Annotated in this window: 10 protein-coding genes and 1 pseudogene; 8 read left to right on the plus strand and 3 right to left on the minus strand. The window is 73.5% G+C overall.

Features of this window, described 5'->3' with window-relative positions:
• Window positions 1-41: 41 nt before the first annotated feature.
• Window positions 42-2,492 (minus strand): SpoIIE family protein phosphatase, encoded by a 2,451-nt coding sequence (locus OHU34_RS05415; RefSeq protein ID WP_142267454.1) that lies wholly within the window; start codon window positions 2,490-2,492, stop codon window positions 42-44.
• Window positions 2,493-2,702: 210 nt separating this feature from the next.
• Here OHU34_RS05415 and lanKC point away from each other — a divergent pair, with 210 nt between their 5' ends.
• The 4 genes from lanKC (at window position 2,703) to OHU34_RS05435 (ending at window position 9,580) form a co-directional block, all read left to right on the plus strand.
• Entirely contained in the window at window positions 2,703-5,354 is a 2,652-nt protein-coding gene (gene lanKC / locus OHU34_RS05420) for a class III lanthionine synthetase LanKC (RefSeq protein ID WP_142267453.1), read from the plus strand.
• 88 nt (window positions 5,355-5,442) lie between these two features.
• Window positions 5,443-5,559 carry a SapB/AmfS family lanthipeptide gene (locus OHU34_RS05425; protein WP_020128989.1) on the plus strand — a complete coding sequence of 39 codons (117 nt, stop codon included), beginning with the start codon at window positions 5,443-5,445 and terminating at the stop codon, window positions 5,557-5,559.
• 113 nt (window positions 5,560-5,672) lie between these two features.
• A complete protein-coding gene (locus tag OHU34_RS05430; protein ID WP_405765085.1) occupies window positions 5,673-7,451 on the plus strand; it encodes an ABC transporter ATP-binding protein in 1,779 nt (592 codons plus the stop codon).
• A complete protein-coding gene (locus OHU34_RS05435) occupies window positions 7,448-9,580 on the plus strand; it encodes an ATP-binding cassette domain-containing protein (RefSeq protein ID WP_405765087.1) in 2,133 nt (710 codons plus the stop codon). Before OHU34_RS05430 ends, OHU34_RS05435 begins: the two co-directional genes overlap by 4 nt.
• On the opposite strand, the pseudogene OHU34_RS05440 reads toward OHU34_RS05435, so the two are convergent.
• A pseudogene (locus tag OHU34_RS05440) lies at window positions 9,503-10,108 on the minus strand (LuxR C-terminal-related transcriptional regulator); the annotation flags it as partial. The gene OHU34_RS05435 and the pseudogene OHU34_RS05440 overlap by 78 nt on opposite strands.
• Window positions 10,109-10,333: 225 nt before the next feature.
• On the opposite strand from OHU34_RS05440, the gene OHU34_RS05445 reads away from it, so the two are divergent.
• Window positions 10,334-12,490, plus strand: coding sequence for a SpoIIE family protein phosphatase (locus OHU34_RS05445; RefSeq protein ID WP_405765089.1), 2,157 nt, complete (start codon window positions 10,334-10,336; stop codon window positions 12,488-12,490).
• Between the two features lie 72 nt (window positions 12,491-12,562).
• On the opposite strand, the gene OHU34_RS05450 is transcribed toward OHU34_RS05445, so the two are convergent.
• Complete coding sequence (locus OHU34_RS05450) at window positions 12,563-14,074, minus strand: S1 family peptidase (protein ID WP_142267449.1); 1,512 nt, start codon at window positions 14,072-14,074, stop codon at window positions 12,563-12,565.
• 1,028 nt (window positions 14,075-15,102) lie between these two features.
• On the opposite strand from OHU34_RS05450, the gene OHU34_RS05455 reads away from it, so the two are divergent.
• The 3 genes from OHU34_RS05455 (at window position 15,103) to OHU34_RS05465 (ending at window position 18,430) form a co-directional block, all read left to right on the plus strand.
• Window positions 15,103-15,318: a hypothetical protein gene (locus OHU34_RS05455; protein WP_020128984.1), complete on the plus strand. Its 216-nt coding sequence runs from the start codon at window positions 15,103-15,105 to the stop codon at window positions 15,316-15,318.
• An 86-nt stretch (window positions 15,319-15,404) separates the two neighbouring features.
• On the plus strand, window positions 15,405-16,211 hold the full coding sequence (locus tag OHU34_RS05460; RefSeq protein WP_142267448.1) for an HlyD family efflux transporter periplasmic adaptor subunit: 807 nt from the start codon (window positions 15,405-15,407) through the stop codon (window positions 16,209-16,211).
• Window positions 16,208-18,430: an NHLP family bacteriocin export ABC transporter peptidase/permease/ATPase subunit gene (locus tag OHU34_RS05465; protein ID WP_142267447.1), complete on the plus strand. Its 2,223-nt coding sequence runs from the start codon at window positions 16,208-16,210 to the stop codon at window positions 18,428-18,430. The genes OHU34_RS05460 and OHU34_RS05465 overlap by 4 nt, the downstream gene beginning before the upstream one ends.

The raw sequence follows: 18,430 nt of genomic DNA on the forward strand, positions 1-18,430 counted from the left end.
GGTACCCCGTTCGTGCTGCGCGACACGCGGCGCGCTGCGGCTCAGTGGTCCAGCGCCAGTTCGCTCCACACCTGCTTGCCGCCGCTGACCGGTACCGTCCCCCAGGCGTCGGACATGGCCTCGACGAGGAGGATGCCGCGGCCGCCGGTGGCCTCCCAGCCCAGACTCGTCGGCTTGACGGGGGTGCGGGGCGAGGCGTCGGTGACGGCGACGCGCAGCCGGTGGCCGATCAGGACGAGGTCGAGGCGGACCCGGCCGTCGGTGTGCACCAGGGCGTTGGTCACCAGTTCGGAGACGACGAGCAGGGCGGTGTCCATGGCCTCGGCGGGCACGCCCCAGGTGCGCAGGGTGCGCCGGGTGAAGCGGCGGGCCTGCCGGGCCGCCTCGGGCACCCGCCACACCGTCCAGCCCTCGCGCAGGGGTTTGACGGCCATGCCGTCGTAGCGCATGAGGAGCAGGGCGACGTCGTCGCCGCGGTGGGCGTTGCCGAGCAGGGCGTCGGCGACGAGACCCAGGTGGGCGGGGTCGGACACGGCCAGTTCGTGGGCGAGGCGGTCCAGGCCGGTGTCGATGTCCAGGTCGGCGGACTCCACGAGGCCGTCCGTGGTGAGGGCGATGACGGTGCCGGGCAGCAGGCGCAGCGGGGTCATCGGGAACTCGGCCCGGGTCACCACGCCGAGGGGCGGGCCGCCGTCCGTCTCGGCGATGTCGGTCGATCCGTCCGGGTACCGCAGGACGGGTGGCGGATGTCCGGCCCGTACGCACCAGGCGGTGCCCTCCTCCATGTCGACGTCGACATAGCAGCAGGTGACGAAGAGGTCGGTCTCCAGCTCCATCAGGAGCCGGTTGGAGTGGGAGACCACCACGTCAGGCGGGTGCCCCTCGGCCGCGTAGGCGCGCAGCGCCGTGCGCATCTGGCCCATGAGGGTGGCGGCGCCCGCGCTGTGTCCCTGGACGTCACCGATGACGAGGGCCACGTGGTGGTCGGACAGCGGGATCACGTCGTACCAGTCGCCGCCCACCTCGAGGCCCGCGGTGGCCGGCAGATAGCGGGCGACGGCGACGGCGCCGGGGAGTTCCGGCAGGCGGCGCGGGAGCAGCTGGCGCTGGAGCATGCCGACGAGTTCGTGTTCGGCGTCGAAGGCGCGGGCGCGGGTCAGGGCCTGGCCCGCGAGGCCGGCGGAGGCGGTGAGCAGGGCGCGTTCGTCGGGGCCGAAGTCGTGCGGCTCGTCCCAGCCGATCAGACACGCGCCGGCCATCCGTCCCCCGGCGGACAGCGGCAGGACGGCGAGGCCGCCGGGGCCTACCTCGGCGAGGGCCGGTTCCAGGGCGGTGCCGGCGGGCCAGATCCGGGCGCGGCCCTCACGCAGGGCGGCGGCGAGGGTGGGCATGGCGCGCACGGGCGCGTCGGGCCACTCGGCGCGCCACTCCAGCTGCCACAGCTCCGGCCAGGACTCGGGTTCGGGCGGGTCGAGGACGGTGACCACGAGCCGGTCGTTCTCCAGTTCGGCGAGCGCGATCCGGTCGGCCCGCAGCGGCTTGCGCAGCGCGGCGACGACGGCCCGGCCGACGTCGCTGACGGTGCCCGCGGTGGCGAGCGCGGCGGCCAGCCGCTGGACGCGGGCGACGTCGGTGACCTCGCCGCGCAGGGTGGAGGCGTCCGTGACGGTGCCGACGAGCCGGGCCGGCCTGCCGTCGCCGGGCAGCAGCCGGCCGCGCAGCCTGAGCCACCTCGGCGGCCCGGTGGGCTGGAGGACGCGGAACTCCAGCTCGCGCTCGCCGATCGACATGTGACCGGCCTCGACGACGGACATCAGCGAGGGCAGGTCCTCGGGGACGGTGAGCCCGAGCAGCGTCTCCACCCGGCCGTCGAAACGGTCCCGGCTCAGCCCGAACAGTTCCAGGAGCGCGTCGCCGACCTCGACCCGGCCGGTGTCCATGGCCAGGCTGAAGGCGTGGGGACGCAGTTCCTCGTCCTCGGCGGGAACGGCGGGTGCGGGCAGGGCGACGGCTTCGGCGACGAGCTCCAGGCAGGCACGTTCTTCGGCCCCGAAGCCGCCGGGGCGCTCGCTCACCGCGAGCAGGCAGCCGCCCGTGCCGCCGGGCACGGGCAGGACGGCCAGGTGGACGTCGCGGGCGGGCATCCGGCGCGCCTCCGCGCGGTCGGCGAGCTCCGCCGGGCCCAGCCACAGCGGCCGGCCGGCGCGGTGGGCGTCGGCGGCCGGCGAGTGGCCGTCGAGCGGGTAGCTCTCGCGCAGTCCGTACAGCGTCCTCGGCACGCCGGCCGAATCGACCAGCCGGAGCGGGTCGCCGTCCCCGCCGGGTGTGTAGACCGCGGCGAGGGCCGCGCCCGCGAAGACGAGTGCCTGTTCGAGCGTGCGCCTCACCCGTTCGGGCGAGACGGGATCGGCTGTGATCGTTTTCAGCGCGATTTCGGCACGCAGGGGCCCCGTTCTGCGCTCCGCGGCACCCTCATCGACCACGTCCGCCATTACAGCGCCAAAGGTGCGCCCGCGCAGCCCCTGCGGCCGTTTCATGCAGGCGATCCGGGGTACGGGCGCCGGCCGTGCTCGAAACGGACCGAACATGTCTTTACGCGTGCGTTCCGCACAGGGATCTCGTGACAGGCGTGACTGTCCACGGCCCTCGTCCGCTTGCGAGTCTCTTGCCCTGGCCACGGAAAGGGCCGCGGAAGGGGACGCATGGACAAGCGGTACGAGGTGTACGCGCTGGCGGACGCGCACTTCTACGAGACACCCGACCGGCTGACCGGCGACGGTCCCGCTCCGCAGTTCGACACGGCATGCCGCCCGGTCCCCGAGGGCTGGGCCTCGGCGCGGACCGGCGACTGGCTGACCCTGACGCCGCTCGACGCGGACGGCTCCCCGGCACCGGGCCCCGCCCAAGGCTGGAAGATCCACGCCTCGGCCACCCGGGCGAACGCGGAGCGGATCGCGGCGATCGTGTGGGACTACTGCGTCCCGCGCCGCGTCCCGTTCAAGTTCGTGCCCGGCCCGCACCTGCTGCATCTGCGCAACACCAAGTACGCGGGCCGCGACACCAGCGGCAAGTTCGTCACCGTCTACCCGTCCGACGAGGAGCAGCTGCACACGGTGCTGCGCGAGCTGGGCGCGCTGCTGGAGGGCTTCGAGGGCCCGTACATCCTGACCGACCTGCGCTGGTCCGACGGCCCGCTCTACGTCCGCTACGGGGCGTTCGCCCGCAGTTACGTCGTCGACGACCGGGGCTCGCTGGTGCCGGCGGTGCGCGACGGCGCGGGAACCCTGGTCCCGGACCGGCGGGCGCCCTCCTTCCAGGTGCCGGAGTGGGTGACGCTGCCCCCGTTCCTGGAGCCGCATCTGGCGGCCCGCAACACGACGACCGTGGGCGAACTGCCCTACCGCATCGAGAAGGCGCTGCACTTCTCCAACGGCGGCGGGGTCTACGCGGGCACCGACACCCGGGACGGGCGCAAGGTGGTCCTCAAGGAGGGCCGGCCGCACGCGGGGCTGGCCTCGGACGGGGCCGACGCGATCACCCGGCTGGAGCGGGAGAAGCGGGCGCTGGAGGCGGTGGCCGGGACCGGCGTGGTGCCCGAGGTGCGGGACTGGTTCACCCTCGGCGACCACCGCTTCCTGGTCATGGACCTCGTCGAGGGGCGTCCGCTCAACTCCTTCTTCGCGGAGCGGCACCCGCTGCTCTCCCCCGACCCCGATCCGCGGGCCGTCGCCGCGTACACGGCGTGGGCGGTACGGATCCACGGGGCGGTGGAGCGTGCGGTGCGCAAGGTGCACGCGCGCGGGATCGTCTTCAACGACCTGCACGTCTTCAACATCATGGTCGCGCCGGACGAGGAGTCCGTGTACCTGATCGACTTCGAGGCGGCGGCCCCCGCCGGGGAGAACGGCCGCCAGGTCGTGGCGCACCCCGGCTTCTTCGCGCCGCCCGACCGGCGGGGCGCCGACGTCGACCGGTACGCGCTGGCCTGCCTGCGGCTGGCGCTGTTCCTGCCCGTCACCACGCTGTTCGTGGTGGACCGGGGCAAGGCGGCCCATCTGGCCGAGGTGATCGCCGAGCAGTTCCCGGACGTACCCGGGGAGTTCCTGGACGGGGCGGTCGCGGAGATCACCCGCGACGTCCGCGCGGACGGACCCGCGCCGGACGGCGGCGGGTCCGGCGCACCGGTGCGGGCCGCCGCCCGGGTGCCGTCGGCGCCGGCCTTCAGGGTGGAGCCCGGTGACTGGCCGCACAGCCGTGACTCGATGGTCAAGGCGATCCTCGCGTCGGCGACTCCGGAACGCGACGACCGGCTCTTCCCCGGGGACGTCGCGCAGTTCTCCGACGGCGGCGGTCTCGGGCTGGCGCACGGCGCGGCCGGCGTGCTGTACGCGTTGGCGGCGACCGGCGCCGAACGCCACGACGACGGCGAGCGCTGGCTCCTCGACCACACCGCCCCCGCCCCGACGGGCACCCCGCTCGGCCTGTACGACGGCCTCGCGGGCGTCGCCCACGTGCTGGACCTGCTGGGTCACCGGCAGCGGGCACTGGACCTGGTCGACGGCATCCTGCGCGAGCGGTGGCAGAACCTCTCCTCGGACCTGCACGGCGGGCTGGCCGGACTGGGGCTCGTCCTCGGCGACCTGGCACGCAGGACGGGTGAGCCGGGGCTTCGCGAGCGGGCCGCCGAGGCCGCGGACATCGTCGTGACGCGACTCGCCGAACCCGTGCCGGACACACCCCGGCGGCGTCGGGCCGGGCTGCTGCGGGGCGCGAGCGGACCCGCGCTGTTCCTGCTCAGGCAGTACGAGCAGACCGGCGAGCGCCGGTTGCTGGAGGCGGCCGGCATCGCCCTGCGCCGGGACCTGGCGGTATGCAGCGAGCGCGAGGGCGGTGCGCTGGAGGTCGACGAGGGGTGGCGGACCCTGCCGTATCTCGGGGACGGGAGCGTGGGGGTGGGAGCCGTGCTCGACGACCACGCGGCCCATACCGGGGACGCCACGGGGGAGTTCGACCGCGCCCGCGCCGGCATCCTCACCGCGGCCACCTCGCGCTTCTACGCGCAGCCCGGCCTGTTCCAGGGCCGCGCCGGGATGATCCTGCATCTCGCCCGCACCAGCACGCCCGGCGCCACCCGGAGCAGGCTCGACGAGCAGATCGCCGCGCTGGGCTGGTTCGCGATGCCCTACCAGGGCCAACTCGCCTTCCCCGGGCATCAGATGATGCGGCTCTCCATGGACCTCGGCACCGGAACTGCGGGCTGTCTGCTGGCCCTCGCCGCCGCCCTCGACCCGGACGGCACGGGCGCCACCGCGCACCTGCCGTTCCTCCCGCCGCCGCACCGGCGGCCCTCATGACGCGGCTCCGCGCAACCGACGGAGTCGTGACGCAACCCGTCCCCACGGGACGTGACATCCCACCGATGAACCGATGAGAGGACACACCATGGCCCTGCTCGACCTTCAGACGATGGAATCCGACGAGCACACCAGCGGCGGCGGCAACAGCACCGTGAGCCTGCTGTCCTGCATCAGCGCGGCCAGCGTTCTGCTCTGTCTCTGACACCCGCGGCGCGCACGACACGCTGACGGCTCCGGGCGGTCCGCTCCCCAGGGAGGGGCCGCCCGGGTCCCGTTTTCCCCTTGTCCCTACCTCCGAGGAAGCGCGGGAGCAGGATGCCGATGGACCGGACGACCGGTGAGCTGCTCGGCGCGGCCACCCGGCACAGCGGAGCCCGCTGCGTGGTCCTGGCTCTGGTGAGCGTGGCGGCGACCGGCGCCCAACTGCTGCTGCCCGCGGCCCTCGGCCGGGCCCTGGACCTCCTGCTCACCCACTCCCCCGCGACCCGCTGGGTGCTGTGCTGCGCGGCCCTCGCCCTGCTGCTCACCCTGCTCGACGCCTGCGAGACCGTCCTCCGCGGCACACTCGACGCCCGGACCACCGCCTTCCTGCGCCGCCGGGTCACCGGCCACGTCCTGGCCGTGGGCCCGCGCGCCACGGCCCGTTTCGGCGCCGGGGACCTCGTCGCGCGGGTCGTCGGCAGCGCCGCCCAGGCCGGTACGGCGCCCGGCGCCCGCGCCGCTCTGCTGGCCGCGCCGGCCGGCCCGGTCGGCGCCGTGGCGGCGCTGGCCCTCATCGACCCGTGGCTCGCGGTCGTCTTCCTGACCGGTGCGCCGGTCCTGACCCTTGTGCTGCGGTCCCTCGCCCGGAGCACCTCGGCGTGCGTGGCGGACTACCAACGGGCGCAGGGGCGGATCGCGGACGCGCTCACGGAGGCGGTCGGCGGGGCCCGCACGATCCGCGCGGCGGGCACCGCGGACCGGGACGCCGCACGGATCCTGCGGCCGCTGCCCGAACTGTCCCGGGCGGGCCGGCGCATGTGGCGGGTGCAGGGCCGGGCCGCCGCGCAGGCGACCGCGGTGGCGCCCCTGCTGCACCTCGCGGTCGTCGCCGTCGCGGGCCTGCTGCTCACCCGGCACCGGCTGTCGCCGGGCGACGTCCTCGCCGCGTCGCGCTACGCGGTGCTCGCCACCGGCGTCGGCGTGCTGGTCGGACAGCTCTCCGGCCTGGTCAGGTCCCGCACGGCGGCCGCCCGCCTCGGCGAGGTCCTGACCGAACCGGCTCCCCCCTACGGCGACCGCCGCCTGCCACGAGGCGGCCCGGGCCGGCTCGAACTGCGCGGCGTGACCGCCCGCCGCGGTGACCGTACGGTGCTGGACGGCGTCGACCTGGTGGTACCGGGCGGAACGACCCTGGCCCTGGTGGGCCGCTCGGGCGCCGGCAAGTCACTCCTGGCCGCGCTGGCGGGCAGGCTCACCGACCCCGACGCCGGCGAGGTCCTGCTGGACGGCGTGCCGCTGCCCGCGCTCCCCCGGGCCGAACTGCGGGCCGCGATCGCCCAGGCCTTCGACCGCCCGGCCCTGCTGGGCACGACGATCGAGGACACCGTCTCCCTCGGCCTCGCCACACCGGCCCGGGTCCGGGAGGCCGCCCGCTCGGCCTGCGCCGACGACTTCGTCCGCCGCCTGCCCGACGGCTGGTCCACGCCCTGCGCGGACGCCCCGCACTCCGGCGGCGAGGCCCAACGTCTCGGCCTGGCCCGCGCGTTCGCCCACGGCGGCCGGCTCCTCATCCTCGACGACGCCCTCTCCAGCCTCGACACGATCACCGAACGCCAGGTCACCCGGTCCGTGTTCGGCCGCACCACGACCGCCACCCGCCTCGTGGTCGCCCACCGCGCCTCCACGGCCGCCCGCGCCGACACGGTGGCCTGGCTGGACGGGGGCCGGGTGCGGGCGGTGGGGACGCACGAACAGCTGTGGCGCACGGCGGGGTACCGGGCCGTGTTCGGGACGGCGGAGGAAGTCGGCGCCGGTGCGCGGGCGGGTACGGCGGCGGGCGGGCGGACGGGTACGCGGACGGAGGCCGAGTCCGGCCCGGAGGCACGGCGATGAGCCGGGCGGCCGGCGCGGACGGGTTGGGGGCGAGGGGACTCCGCTTTCTGCTGGAGCGTCGGCGGGCCCTGGGCCGGCTGATGGGCTGGTCGGTGCTGGAGACCGGGCAGACGTTCCTGCTCGGCTACGCCCTGGCGCGGGCCTTGGACGACGGGTTCCTGGCCGGGCGTGCCGAGGCGGGGCTGCGGTGGCTCGCGGTGGCCGGGCTCGGGGTGCTCGTGGGCGCGTACGGGACCGGGCGGGTGTACGGGGCGGTCGCCGCGCTGGTGGAACCGCTGCGGGACCGGCTGGTCACCCGGGTGGTGCGGCAGGGCGTGCGGGAGGCGGACGGTGGGGCGCTGTCCGGGCTCACCCAGCAGGTGGAGATCGCGCGGGACAGCTTCGCGGGCCTGGTGATGGTCTCGCGCTCGTTCGTGTTCACGTCCGCCGGGGCTCTGGTCGGTCTGTGCGCGCTCGCGCCGCAGCTCCTGCTGGTCGTCGCAGCGCCGCTCGCCGCCGGCGTGGGCCTGTTCGCGGTGACCCTGCGTCCGCTGGCGCGACGGCAGGAGGCGTTCCTCGCGGCCGACGAGGCTCTGGCGGGGCACCTGGGCGTCGTCTGCCCGGGGCTCAGGGACGTCACGGCGGCCGGCGCGGAGGACCGGATCGCCCTGGACACCGGCGCACTCGTCGACACCGAGCTGCACGCGGCCCGCGCCCTGGCCCACTGGGGCGTGGCCCGGGTGGCGTGCCTGGCGCTCGGCGGCCAGCTGCCACTGGTCCTGCTGCTGGCCGGCGCCCCCTGGCTCCTTGACCACGGCGTGACCCCCGGCGCCCTCGTCGGCGCCCTCGCCTATGTCACCCAGTCCCTGCTCCCGGCCCTGACCGCCCTGGTCCACGGCCTGGGCACGAGCGGCTCCCGCCTGACGGTCGTCCTTCGGCGACTGGCACCACGCGGCGAGGCACCGGTACTCCCGGCCGACCACGAGGACCGGACGGCGACCCGGCACCAACGGCCGCACGGCCCCCACCGGCCGCCCGCCGCTCGGCGACCGGCAGGCACCGACCCGGCTCTGCCCCGGAGCCGGCCCCGCGAAGCGCCGGACCACTCGTTCGCCGGCCACCGCCCGCGGACCGGACACACCCCGTCCACCGACGGTCCCCGGCCGAGCGCGGCCCCACAGGCCCCTCCCCTTCGGCCCGCCCCTCAGGTGGCCCCGCCGGTGGTACCGCCGAGCCCCGCACCCCCCGCGCTCTCGCTGACCTCCCTCACCTTCGCCTACGGTCCCGCCTCCGCGCCAGTCGTCGACGGCCTCACGCTCACCCTGCCCGTCGGGGCGCATCTGGCCGTCGTGGGTCCGAGCGGGGTCGGGAAGTCCACGTTGACCGGGCTGGTCGCCGGGCTGCTGAAGCCGGTGCGGGGGGAGATACGGATCTGCGGCCGGCCGGTGCCGGGCGGTGACGCGTCCGCTCGGCGCGTGCTCATCCCGCAGGAGGCGTACGTGTTCAGCGACACCCTCGCCGCGAACCTCACACATCTGCGGCCCGGCCCCGTGCCCGAGGCGGAACTGCTCGCGGCGGCCGAGGCGGTCGGCCTGACCCCACTGCTCGACGCGCTGGGCGGACCTGCGGAGAGGGTGGATCCGGCGGCGCTGTCGGCCGGCGAACGCCAGTTGATCGCCCTCACCCGCGCCTACCTGTCGCCCGCCCCGCTCGCCCTCCTCGACGAGGCGACCAGCCACCTGGACCAGGAGGCGGAGGCCCGGGCCGAGCGCGCCTTCGCCGCCCGGCCGGGCGGCACCCTGGTCGTCGTCGCCCACCGCATCAGCTCGGCCAGGCGCGCCGGCCGGGTGCTGGTCATGGACGGGCCGCGGACCACGTACGGGACCCACGACGAGGTGGTGCGACGCTCGCCCCTGTACCGCGATCTCGTCGGCGGCTGGGAGGACGGAGTGGCCGTAGCCGAGGAAGGAGGGAAAGCGGGGGGCGGCTCAAAGCCAGCCCTGCCCCTGGGAGATACGGATGGCGTCGACCCGGTTGCGGGCGCCGGTCTTGCGGGTGATCGCCGCCATGTAGTTGCGCACCGTCCCGTGGGACAGGTGCAGGTTCCCGGCGATCTCCGCGATGGAGGCGCCCTCGGCAGCGAGGGTTAACACGCTCAGCTCCCGCCGGGTCAGCGGCATCTCGGCGGCCTTGAGGAAGCCGAAGCCCAGCGAATCATTGACGAAACGTTCCCCCTGGGCGACCTGCCGGATGCCGCGCAGCAACTGCTCCGGCGTGCCCGCCTTGTCGACATAGCCGAGTGCCCCCGCCTCCAGGGCCCGTTTCAGCAGGCCGGGCCGGTTCGCACTGGCGAGGACCAGCAAGCGGGGCGGCACCGGACCGCCGCCCCGCTGGCATAAGTCCCCCAGGGGTGGGAGGCCGTAGGCGTCGGAGCAGTCGAGATCCGCCGCGCACACGTCCGGGCGCACCGCCCCGACGCGGCCGGCCGCGCTGCGCCAGGGAACGTCCTCCACCCGGAGATCGGGTTCCCGGGCCAGCCACTGTGCGAGGACCGATCTGACCAGACACGCGTCGTGCACCAGTAGTACGCGGATCACTGCCGCCCCTTCAGCTCTCGCCGTACGCCGGTTCCATGGTGTTGTTCGTGGTGTTGTCCGTGGTGTTGAACGCGTGCCCATTCTTCGGCTCCGGGACCCTTTCTCGGCGCGAAGATCCGGCCATCGGGATGCGCGGGGGCGCACGCGGGGCGCCCGTACGCCGTCGCGCGCTTCGACCGAGGGGGCATGAGGGTGGTCCGACGGGGTACGGGGTCAGCCCTCGGCGGGCGCGTCGCTCGCCGTGCGCGCCGGTCCCCCAGGGGGCAGATTTGGACCCTGAAGGCTCGCGCGGCGCCGGGCGAGGAGGTGGTCGCCGTGTCGGACGGGCAGATGTCGTCCGGTCAGGCACCTGCGACCGAATGGGCGCCGGTCGGCCAACCGCTGCTCTCACTGGCGCTGACGTCGATGATGGACGCCGTCGGTGCGCACTCGGGTGCCGTGTACCTGCGTCCGGGCGACGAGCCGCTGCTGGAGATGGCGGTGATGGCGGGGCTGCCCCGGTCCTTCGCGGCACCCTGGGAGCGGGTGGGGCTGAGCGCGCCGATCCCGGTCTCCGAGGCGGTGCGCGAGCGGCGGCTGGTGTGGGTGGGCGGGGTGGAGGACATGGCCCGCCGCTATCCGCGGATCGCCGTCGTGCTGCCCTATCCCTTCGCGCTGGCCGCGCTGCCGGTGCTGACCGCGACCCGGGTGTACGGCGCGGTCTTCGTCACCTGGCCCGGCTCGCACCCGCCGGAGCTCTCCGACCGGGAGCGCCGGGAGCTGACGGCGGCCTGTGAGCGGCTCGCGCTGCGGCTGGAACGCGCCGCGTCGAGGAACCGTTCGGTGCGGGCCGAGACCGATCTGCTGGGCGTGGGCCCGCTGGGCGCCGTGGCCGACTCGCTCGGCACGATCGAGGCGGCACGGATGGTGTCGCGGCTGCCGTACGGAATGTGCTCGCTCGACGTGAGCGGACGGGTCGGGTTCGCGAACGAGGCGGCCTCCGAACTGCTCGGCGTCCCGGTGGGCGGCCTGCTCGGTTCGCAGCTGTGGGCGACGGTTCCCTGGTTGAACGATCCCCTGTACGAGGAGCGCTACCGGGCCGCGCTGCTCAGCCAGGAGGCCACCTCGTTCGTGGCGCTGCGCCCGCCCTCGCAGTGGCTGTCGTTCCGGCTGTATCCGAGTACCACCGGGATCAGCGTGCGGATCAGCCGGGCCCGCGCGGTGTCGGAGATGAGCCCGACCGGTCCCCGCTCGGAGGACGCGCCGACCCGGCTGGTGTCGATGTCGCAGGCGCTGAGCATGGCCGGGGCGCTCACCGAGACGGTGAGCGTGCAGGACGTGGTGGGGCTGGTGGCCGACGAGATCGCGCCGGCGGTGGGCAGTCAGGCGCTGGCGCTGCTCGGCGCGCGGGCCGGGCGGCTGCACGTGCTCGGGCACCACGGGTACCCCGACCCGCGTGTCGTGGAGCGGTTCGACCGGACGCCGCTGTCCTCCCCGACGCCGGGTGCGCACGCGGCCACCACCGGCGTCCCGGCGTTCTTCGACTCCCGGCAGGACCTGGAGCGGCTGTACCCGGCCCGGCACTCCACACCCGACGGGTTCGCCGCCTGGGCCTTCCTGCCGTTGATCGCCTCCGGCCGCCCGGTGGGCGCCTGTGTGTTGGCCTACGCCGAACCGCACCCGTTCTCCACGCACGAACGGGCGGTGCTGACCAGCCTCGCCGGGCTGATCGCACAGGCACTGGACCGCGCCCTGCTCTACGACGTCAAACACCAGCTGGCGCACGGGCTCCAGGCGGCGCTGCTGCCGCACTCGCTGCCGTCGCTGCCCGGGATCGAGGCGACCGCCCGCTATCTGCCCGCCACCCGGGGCATGGAGATCGGCGGGGACTTCTACGACCTGGTGCCCTCGCACCCGCACGCGGCGGCCGTGATCGGGGACGTGCAGGGGCACAACGTGACCGCGGCCGGGCTGATGGGGCAGATCCGTACCGCCGTCCGCGCGTACACGACGGTGGGGCAGGAGCCGGCGGAGGTCATGCGCAGCACCAACCGGCTACTGATCGACTTCGGCTCCGACCTGTTCGCGAGCTGTCTCTACCTGCGGCTGGATCCTGCCCGGGGGCGGGCCGTCATGGCCCGGGCGGGGCATCCCCCGCCGCTGCTGCGCCGGGCGGACGGCCGGGTGCGTGTTCTCGACCTCGCGGGCGGTCCGCTGCTGGGCATCGACGCCTCGGCGACCTATCCGACGACAGAGGTCGAGCTGACCGACGGCTGTGTCCTCGCCCTCTACACCGACGGGCTCATCGAGACGCCGGGGGTGGACATCGAGGACGCGGTCGCCGACCTGGGGCGGCGGCTCGGCGAGGCCGGGGACCGTCCGCTGACGGAGCTGGCCGACGAGCTGGTGGGTCCCTACGCGGCGGCGGACGAGCGGCGGGACGACGTGGCCCTGCTGTTGCTGCGGGCGCGGGATGACGCGTGAGCACCGTCGCCGGGCGCAGACAGGAACGGTCCGACCCCCGCCGGAGGGTCGGACCGTTCAGCTGATGCCGGATCAGTGCGACTCGGTCACACCCGAGCCGTCCGCCGCGCCGTCGTTCTGGTCGTGGCCGCCTGCGTTCTCGTCCGCGCCGCCGTCGGCGTTCTCGTCCGCGCCACCGACGATGGCCTCGCCGGTCTGGTCGTCGATGCCGTCACCGTTCTCGTCCACCGCACCGGCACCGGCCTCTTCGCCGCCGCCCACGATGGCCTCGCCGGTCTGGTCGTCGATGCCGTCACCGTTCTCGTCCACCGCACCGGCACCGGCTTCCTCGCCGCCGCCCACGATGGCCTCGCCGGTCTGGTCGTCGATGCCGTCACCGTTCTCGTCCACGGCGCCCGCGCCGGCTTCCTCGCCGCCGACCGCGTCACCGGCGCCGACGCCGCCGTCGCCGAGGGTCGCGCCGACCGCCTCGAGCGCGGTGGTCACCGGCTGGAAGAAGGTCTCGCCACCGACGGTGCAGTCGCCGCTGCCACCCGAGGTCAGGCCGATCGCCTGGCCTTCCTGGGTGAAGAGCGAGCCGCCGCTGTCGCCGGGCTCGGCGCAGACGTCCGTCTGGATGAGGCCCGTGACGGTGCCCTCGGGGTAGTTCACGGTGGCGTCGAGGGCGAGGACCTGACCGTCGTTGAGACCGGTGGTGCTGCCCATCCGGAAGACCTGCGTGCCGACCGTCGCCTCGGCGGCCTCGGTGATCGCGAGGGTCTGGTCGCCGAGGTTGACCTCGCTCGCGGCAACGGTGGCGGCGTCGTCGTACTTCACGAGCGCGAAGTCGCCGTCCCCGGGGAAGGTCGCCTGGTCGACGGTCGCGATCGGCTCGCCGTCCTCGGAGTCGGACCACTTCTCGGCCGCGACCCCGCAGTGACCGGCCGTCAGGAAGGCCGGGGAGCCGTCGCCGGCCGTCACGTTGAAGCCGAGGGAACAGCGTGCCCCGCCGCCGAATATCGCGTCGCCTCCGGCGACCTTCGTGGTGAAGGTGCCGGCCGACTTCTGGATCGTCGCCATGCCCGTGCCGAGGGTCTTGACGGTCGACTCGATCTGGTCCCACTTGGTGCCGGTGACCGTGGAGTCGGCGGTGACGAGGATCTTGTTCGTCTTGGGGTCGACGGCCCAGGCGGTGCCCGGGATGGTCGCTTCCTTCTTCAGCGTCTTCGCGGCCGCCTCGAGTTCGGCGGTGCTGTTGTCGACCTGGCGGATCTTGGCGCCCGCCTTCTTGGCCTGCACGATGACCTGGTTCTCGTCGCCGTCGATGTCGATGTCATCGCCCTCGACGCTGATGACGTTGACGACGAGCTGCTTGCCCTCGCTGTCGTAGTACGAGCCGGCGAAGGCGTCACCGAGCAGCTTCTCGAGCTGTGCGGCGAGGTCCGAGGCGTCGCCCGCCTTGAGCGTCTTCACCGTGGCGGCGTTGTCGGAACCGCCGTCCTGGGAGGCGTTGGCCTGGGGAAGCAGGATGGCTGCCGCTCCGAGCGCAGCCACACCGCCTGCGGCGATGATGGCCTTGCGCTTCGTAACTCGCTTGTGACTCAAAAAACTCGACCTCCTGGGGGACGGGGTCTGGCTGCCGGGGTTCGGCAGCTCCGTACAGCGGCGCCTGGTTGGCCATGAGTACGCAGGGGTCGAGGGGTGCGTTCAATCGCGTTTGCCAACTTCCTTTGCTCAACCGTGAATCGGCCATGACCGGAGTCCGACCTCGCGACCTCGGGAACAAACGCCCATATGGCGATGACGACCGCCGAAGCCGACAAGATCCTTTCGGCCTGCTCCAGCGCTCCGGGGGCTCGCTCCGGGCCTGTTCGCCGAAGTTGTCCACGACTCCCGCCGGTTCGGTGTATTCCCTGGTCAGGGGCGTCGGCACGGAAGGACGGAGGACTGCCGGGGGAGCTGTCGGCGGCGGCCACGGACAGGACGGCCGCGCTCGCCGCCCCGGCCGTCCGCGAGACCCCGGACGAAGGAAGACGGCATGGCGGCCGACTTCGTTCCGGTGAGCGGTGCCCGATTCGGATGTCCTGAACCGAGCGGTACCGATGAAGCCCGCCCACCGAAAGCGGTTGCGGATCTGTGCGTCAGCTATGCGCCCCGTCGGCCGACCCCCGACGGACCGACACGCCTCGGAGTCGAGTGGTGACTTCGTGTTCATATCCGCGGGCCGAATCCCCGCTTCAGAGAATCTGCACATCGAATGCCCAAGCGGGTCACCGCGAGCAGGGGTTCTGCACAACTGCCCGGCGCCCGCCACGCCTTTGGTACGGGAGTGTCGGATTCGCCGCGAGACCGCCGGACGCTCATCCGAGCAGATCCCGCCCATGGTGTGAAGAAGTCGCCTACAAGCAGTGGGCGCGCCTGCACCGTTTCACGCTCCCGTGACACAAGTTCCCAGGTGAACGCGGTGATTGATTGGCTGCGCCGGCCGCGGACCTGCTTTGATCCAACGCACCGCAGGGTCATCGCGGCCTCCCGGAGACGGGGTGCCCGGTGCCCGTGCTCGCGGCCGTCATCTGTCCCCAGAGGGGGCCGCTCCCCCCTTATGAGATATCCATGTGAAGGGAAGTTCCACCATGAACTCCACCCCCCAGGTTGAGACCGTCGAGATCTCCGACGCCGAGCTGGACAACGTCTCCGGCGGTCTGTCCCTGAACGCCGTCGGCACCGTCACCGGCCTGGTGGACGGCATCGCCCCGGTCTCCGGCCTGGTCAACACGGCCGTCGGCACCGTCGAGGGTGTCACCGGCCTGAACACGGCCCCGGTCACCAACCTGGTCGCCGGTCTCTGATCGCACCTTTCGTGACCCCTTTGAGTCCCGGAGCCGTCACCCGGCTCCGGGGCTCATCGGCGCCCTGAAACTCCCTAGGTAGGCCCGTGCAGTTCCGCCAACAGGCCCTCGCCAAGCTCCAGTCGCCGGAGGAACTCGACCTGCCGGTGCGTTTCGCGCGCCCCCAGGGCTGGCTGGTGCTGTCCGTGACCGTGGCCGTCATGGCGGCCGCCTCCGTGTGGGCGGTGACCGGTTCGGTCGCCTCCACGGTGAGCGCGCCCGCCGTCCTCACCCACGGCGAGGGCAGCTACATCCTGCAGAGCCCGGCCGCCGGCCAGGTCACCGCGGTCCTGGCCAAGGAGGGCGAGCGGCTGGCCGCCGGCTCGCCCGTGCTGAAGGTGCGTACGGCGCAGGGCGACGCCGTGGTGCGGACGGTCGCCGCGGGCCGGATCACCGCACTCGCCGCCACCATCGGTCAGATCATCTCCACCGGCGCGAACGTCGCCGCCGTCGAGAAGGTCGCCGACGCCGACGACCCGCTGTACGCCACGGTGTACGTCCCCGCGGAGAACGCCGCCTCCATCCCCTCCGGCGCGGCCGTCGACCTGACCGTGCAGACCGTGCCCTCGCAGGAGTACGGCGTGCTGCGCGGTCATGTGAAGTCGGTGGACCGCGCGGCCCAGTCGGCGCAGGCGATCGCCGCGTTCCTCGGCGACAGCCAACTGGGCGAGCAGTTCACCGAGGACGGCCGCCCGGTGGCGGTCCTGGTCCGCCTGGACAGGTCCTCGGCGACGAAGAGCGGCTACCGGTGGTCGTCCGCGGACGGGCCGCCGTTCGCCCTCACCTCCATGACCATGGCCACGGGTTCGATCCGGCTGGCCGACCAGCGTCCCGTCGATTGGCTGCTCCCGTGACCACCACCGAGCAGCCGCGGACCCGGCGGCGTGCCGCACCGCCCCGACGCACGGTTCCCAAGAGCCGGACGAAGACCGTCCGCACGCCCACCGTGCTCCAGATGGAGGCGGTGGAGTGCGGGGCGGCCTCGCTCGCCATGGTCCTCGGGCACTACGGCCGGCACATCCCGCTGGAGGAGCTGCGCATCGCCTGCGGTGTCTCCCGTGACGGCTCGCGGGCGAGCAACCTGCTGAAGGCGGCCCGCAGTTACGGCCTCACGGCCAAGGGCATGCAGATGGACCTGGCGGCCCTCGCCGGAGTCAGGTCGCCCGCGATCCTCTTCTGGGAGTTCAACCACTACGTCGTCTACGAGGGCCTCGGCCGTCGCTTCGGCCGCCGGGGCGTGTACATCAACGACCCAGGCAAGGGCCGGCGTTTCGTGCCGATCGAGGACTTCGACGGCAGCTTCACCGGCGTCGTGCTGGTGCTGGAGCCGGGCGAGGACTTCGAACGGGGCGGACGCAGACCGGGTGTGCTGGGCGCGATGCCGGCCCGGCTGCGGGGCACCGCGGGCACCCTGCCGGCAGCCGTGCTGGCGAGCCTGCTGCTGGTCCTGGTGGGCGCGGCCGTGCCGGCGCTCAGCCGGACCTACATCGACATGTTCCTGATCGGACGGCAGACCTCGCTGCTGGGCGTGCTGTTCGTCTCGATGGGCACCTGTGTGGCCCTCACGGTGGCTCTGACCTGGCTCCAGCAGGCCAACCTGCACCACGGCCGGATCATCTCCTCGACCCTCTCCAGCGCCCGCTTCCTGCGCCATCTGCTGCGACTGCCGGTCACCTTCTTCTCCCAGCGCAGTCCGGCCGACCTGGTCCAGCGGTTGCAGTCGAACGACGCGGTCGCCGAGACACTGGCCCGCGACCTCGCGTCGGCGGGCGTGGACGCGATCGTCGTCGTCCTGTACGCCGTCCTCCTCTACACCTACGACCCTCAGCTGACGGCCGTCGGGATCGGCGTGGCGCTGCTGAACATCGTCGCCATGCGGATCGTCATCCGGATGCGCGCGACCCGGACGGCGAAACTGCGCGCGGACAACGCGCGGCTCACCAACACGGCTTACACCGGGCTTCAGTTGATCGAGACGATGAAGGCGACCGGCGGCGAGGACGGGTACTTCCGCAAGTGGGCCGGGCAGCACGCCACCACGCTGGAGGAGCAGCAGCGGCTCGGGGTGCCGAGCGCCTGGCTGGGCGTGGTCGCGCCGACGCTCGCGACGCTCAACAGCGCGCTGATCCTGTGGATCGGCGGTATGCGGGCGATCGAGGGCCATATCTCGGTGGGTCTGCTGGTCGCCTTCCAGGCTCTGGTCACCCGTTTCACCGCCCCGCTGACCCGCCTCAACGGGGTCGCGGGCCGCATCCAGGACTTCGCGGCGGACGTGGCCCGGCTGAAGGACGTGGAGAACTTCCGCGCCGACCCGCTCTACGACCGACGCGCCGGCGGGGACTCCACGCGCCGGCTGCACGGTCATGTCGAGCTGGAGAACATCACCTTCGGTTACAGCCCGCTGGACAAGCCGCTGCTGACCGGCTTCGACCTGACCGTCGGACCGGGACAGCAGGTGGCTCTGGTCGGTGGTTCGGGAAGCGGCAAGTCGACGGTGTCCCGGCTGATCTCGGGTCTGTACGCGCCCTGGGAGGGCGTGATCCGGGTCGACGGGCAGCGCCTGGAGGACATTCCGCGCGGGGCGCTCGCCTCCTCGGTGTCCTTCGTCGACCAGGAGGTGTTCCTCTTCGAGGGCTCGGTGCGGGACAACGTGGCGCTGTGGGACCCGTCGATCCCGGACGACGCCGTCGTCGACGCGCTCCGGGACGCGGCGCTCTACGACACGGTCGTCCGACGGCCCGGCGGCATCCACGGCAAGGTCGAGCAGGACGGCCGCAACTTCTCCGGCGGTCAGCGCCAGCGCCTGGAGATCGCGCGGGCGTTGGTGCGCCGACCCAGCATCCTGGTGCTGGACGAGGTGACCAGCGCGCTGGACGCGGAGACGGAGCAGGTGGTGATGGACAACCTGCGCCGGCGCGGCTGCGCGTGCGTGGTGATCGCCCACCGGCTCAGCACGGTGCGCGACAGCGACGAGATCGTCGTACTCCAGCACGGCACGGTCGTGGAGCGCGGGCGGCACGAGGAACTGGTGGCGCGCGGCGGCTCGTACGCGGCGCTGGTCAGGGAGCGATGA

The sequence above is a fragment of the Streptomyces sp. NBC_00080 genome (assembly GCF_045041255.1).
GTDB classification, from domain to species: domain Bacteria; phylum Actinomycetota; class Actinomycetes; order Streptomycetales; family Streptomycetaceae; genus Streptomyces; species Streptomyces coriariae.

Bases quoted from the DNA above. Each gene is read 5' to 3' on its own strand.
- OHU34_RS05415 (WP_142267454.1), bottom strand. From the start codon at position 2,492: ATGGCGGACGTGGTCGATGAGGGTGCCGCGGAGCGCAGAACGGGGCCC.
- lanKC (WP_142267453.1), top strand. From the start codon at position 2,703: ATGGACAAGCGGTACGAGGTGTACGCGCTGGCGGACGCGCACTTCTAC.
- OHU34_RS05425 (WP_020128989.1), top strand. From the start codon at position 5,443: ATGGCCCTGCTCGACCTTCAGACGATGGAATCCGACGAGCACACCAGC.
- OHU34_RS05430 (WP_405765085.1), top strand. From the start codon at position 5,673: ATGCCGATGGACCGGACGACCGGTGAGCTGCTCGGCGCGGCCACCCGG.
- OHU34_RS05435 (WP_405765087.1), top strand. From the start codon at position 7,448: ATGAGCCGGGCGGCCGGCGCGGACGGGTTGGGGGCGAGGGGACTCCGC.
- OHU34_RS05455 (WP_020128984.1), top strand. From the start codon at position 15,103: ATGAACTCCACCCCCCAGGTTGAGACCGTCGAGATCTCCGACGCCGAG.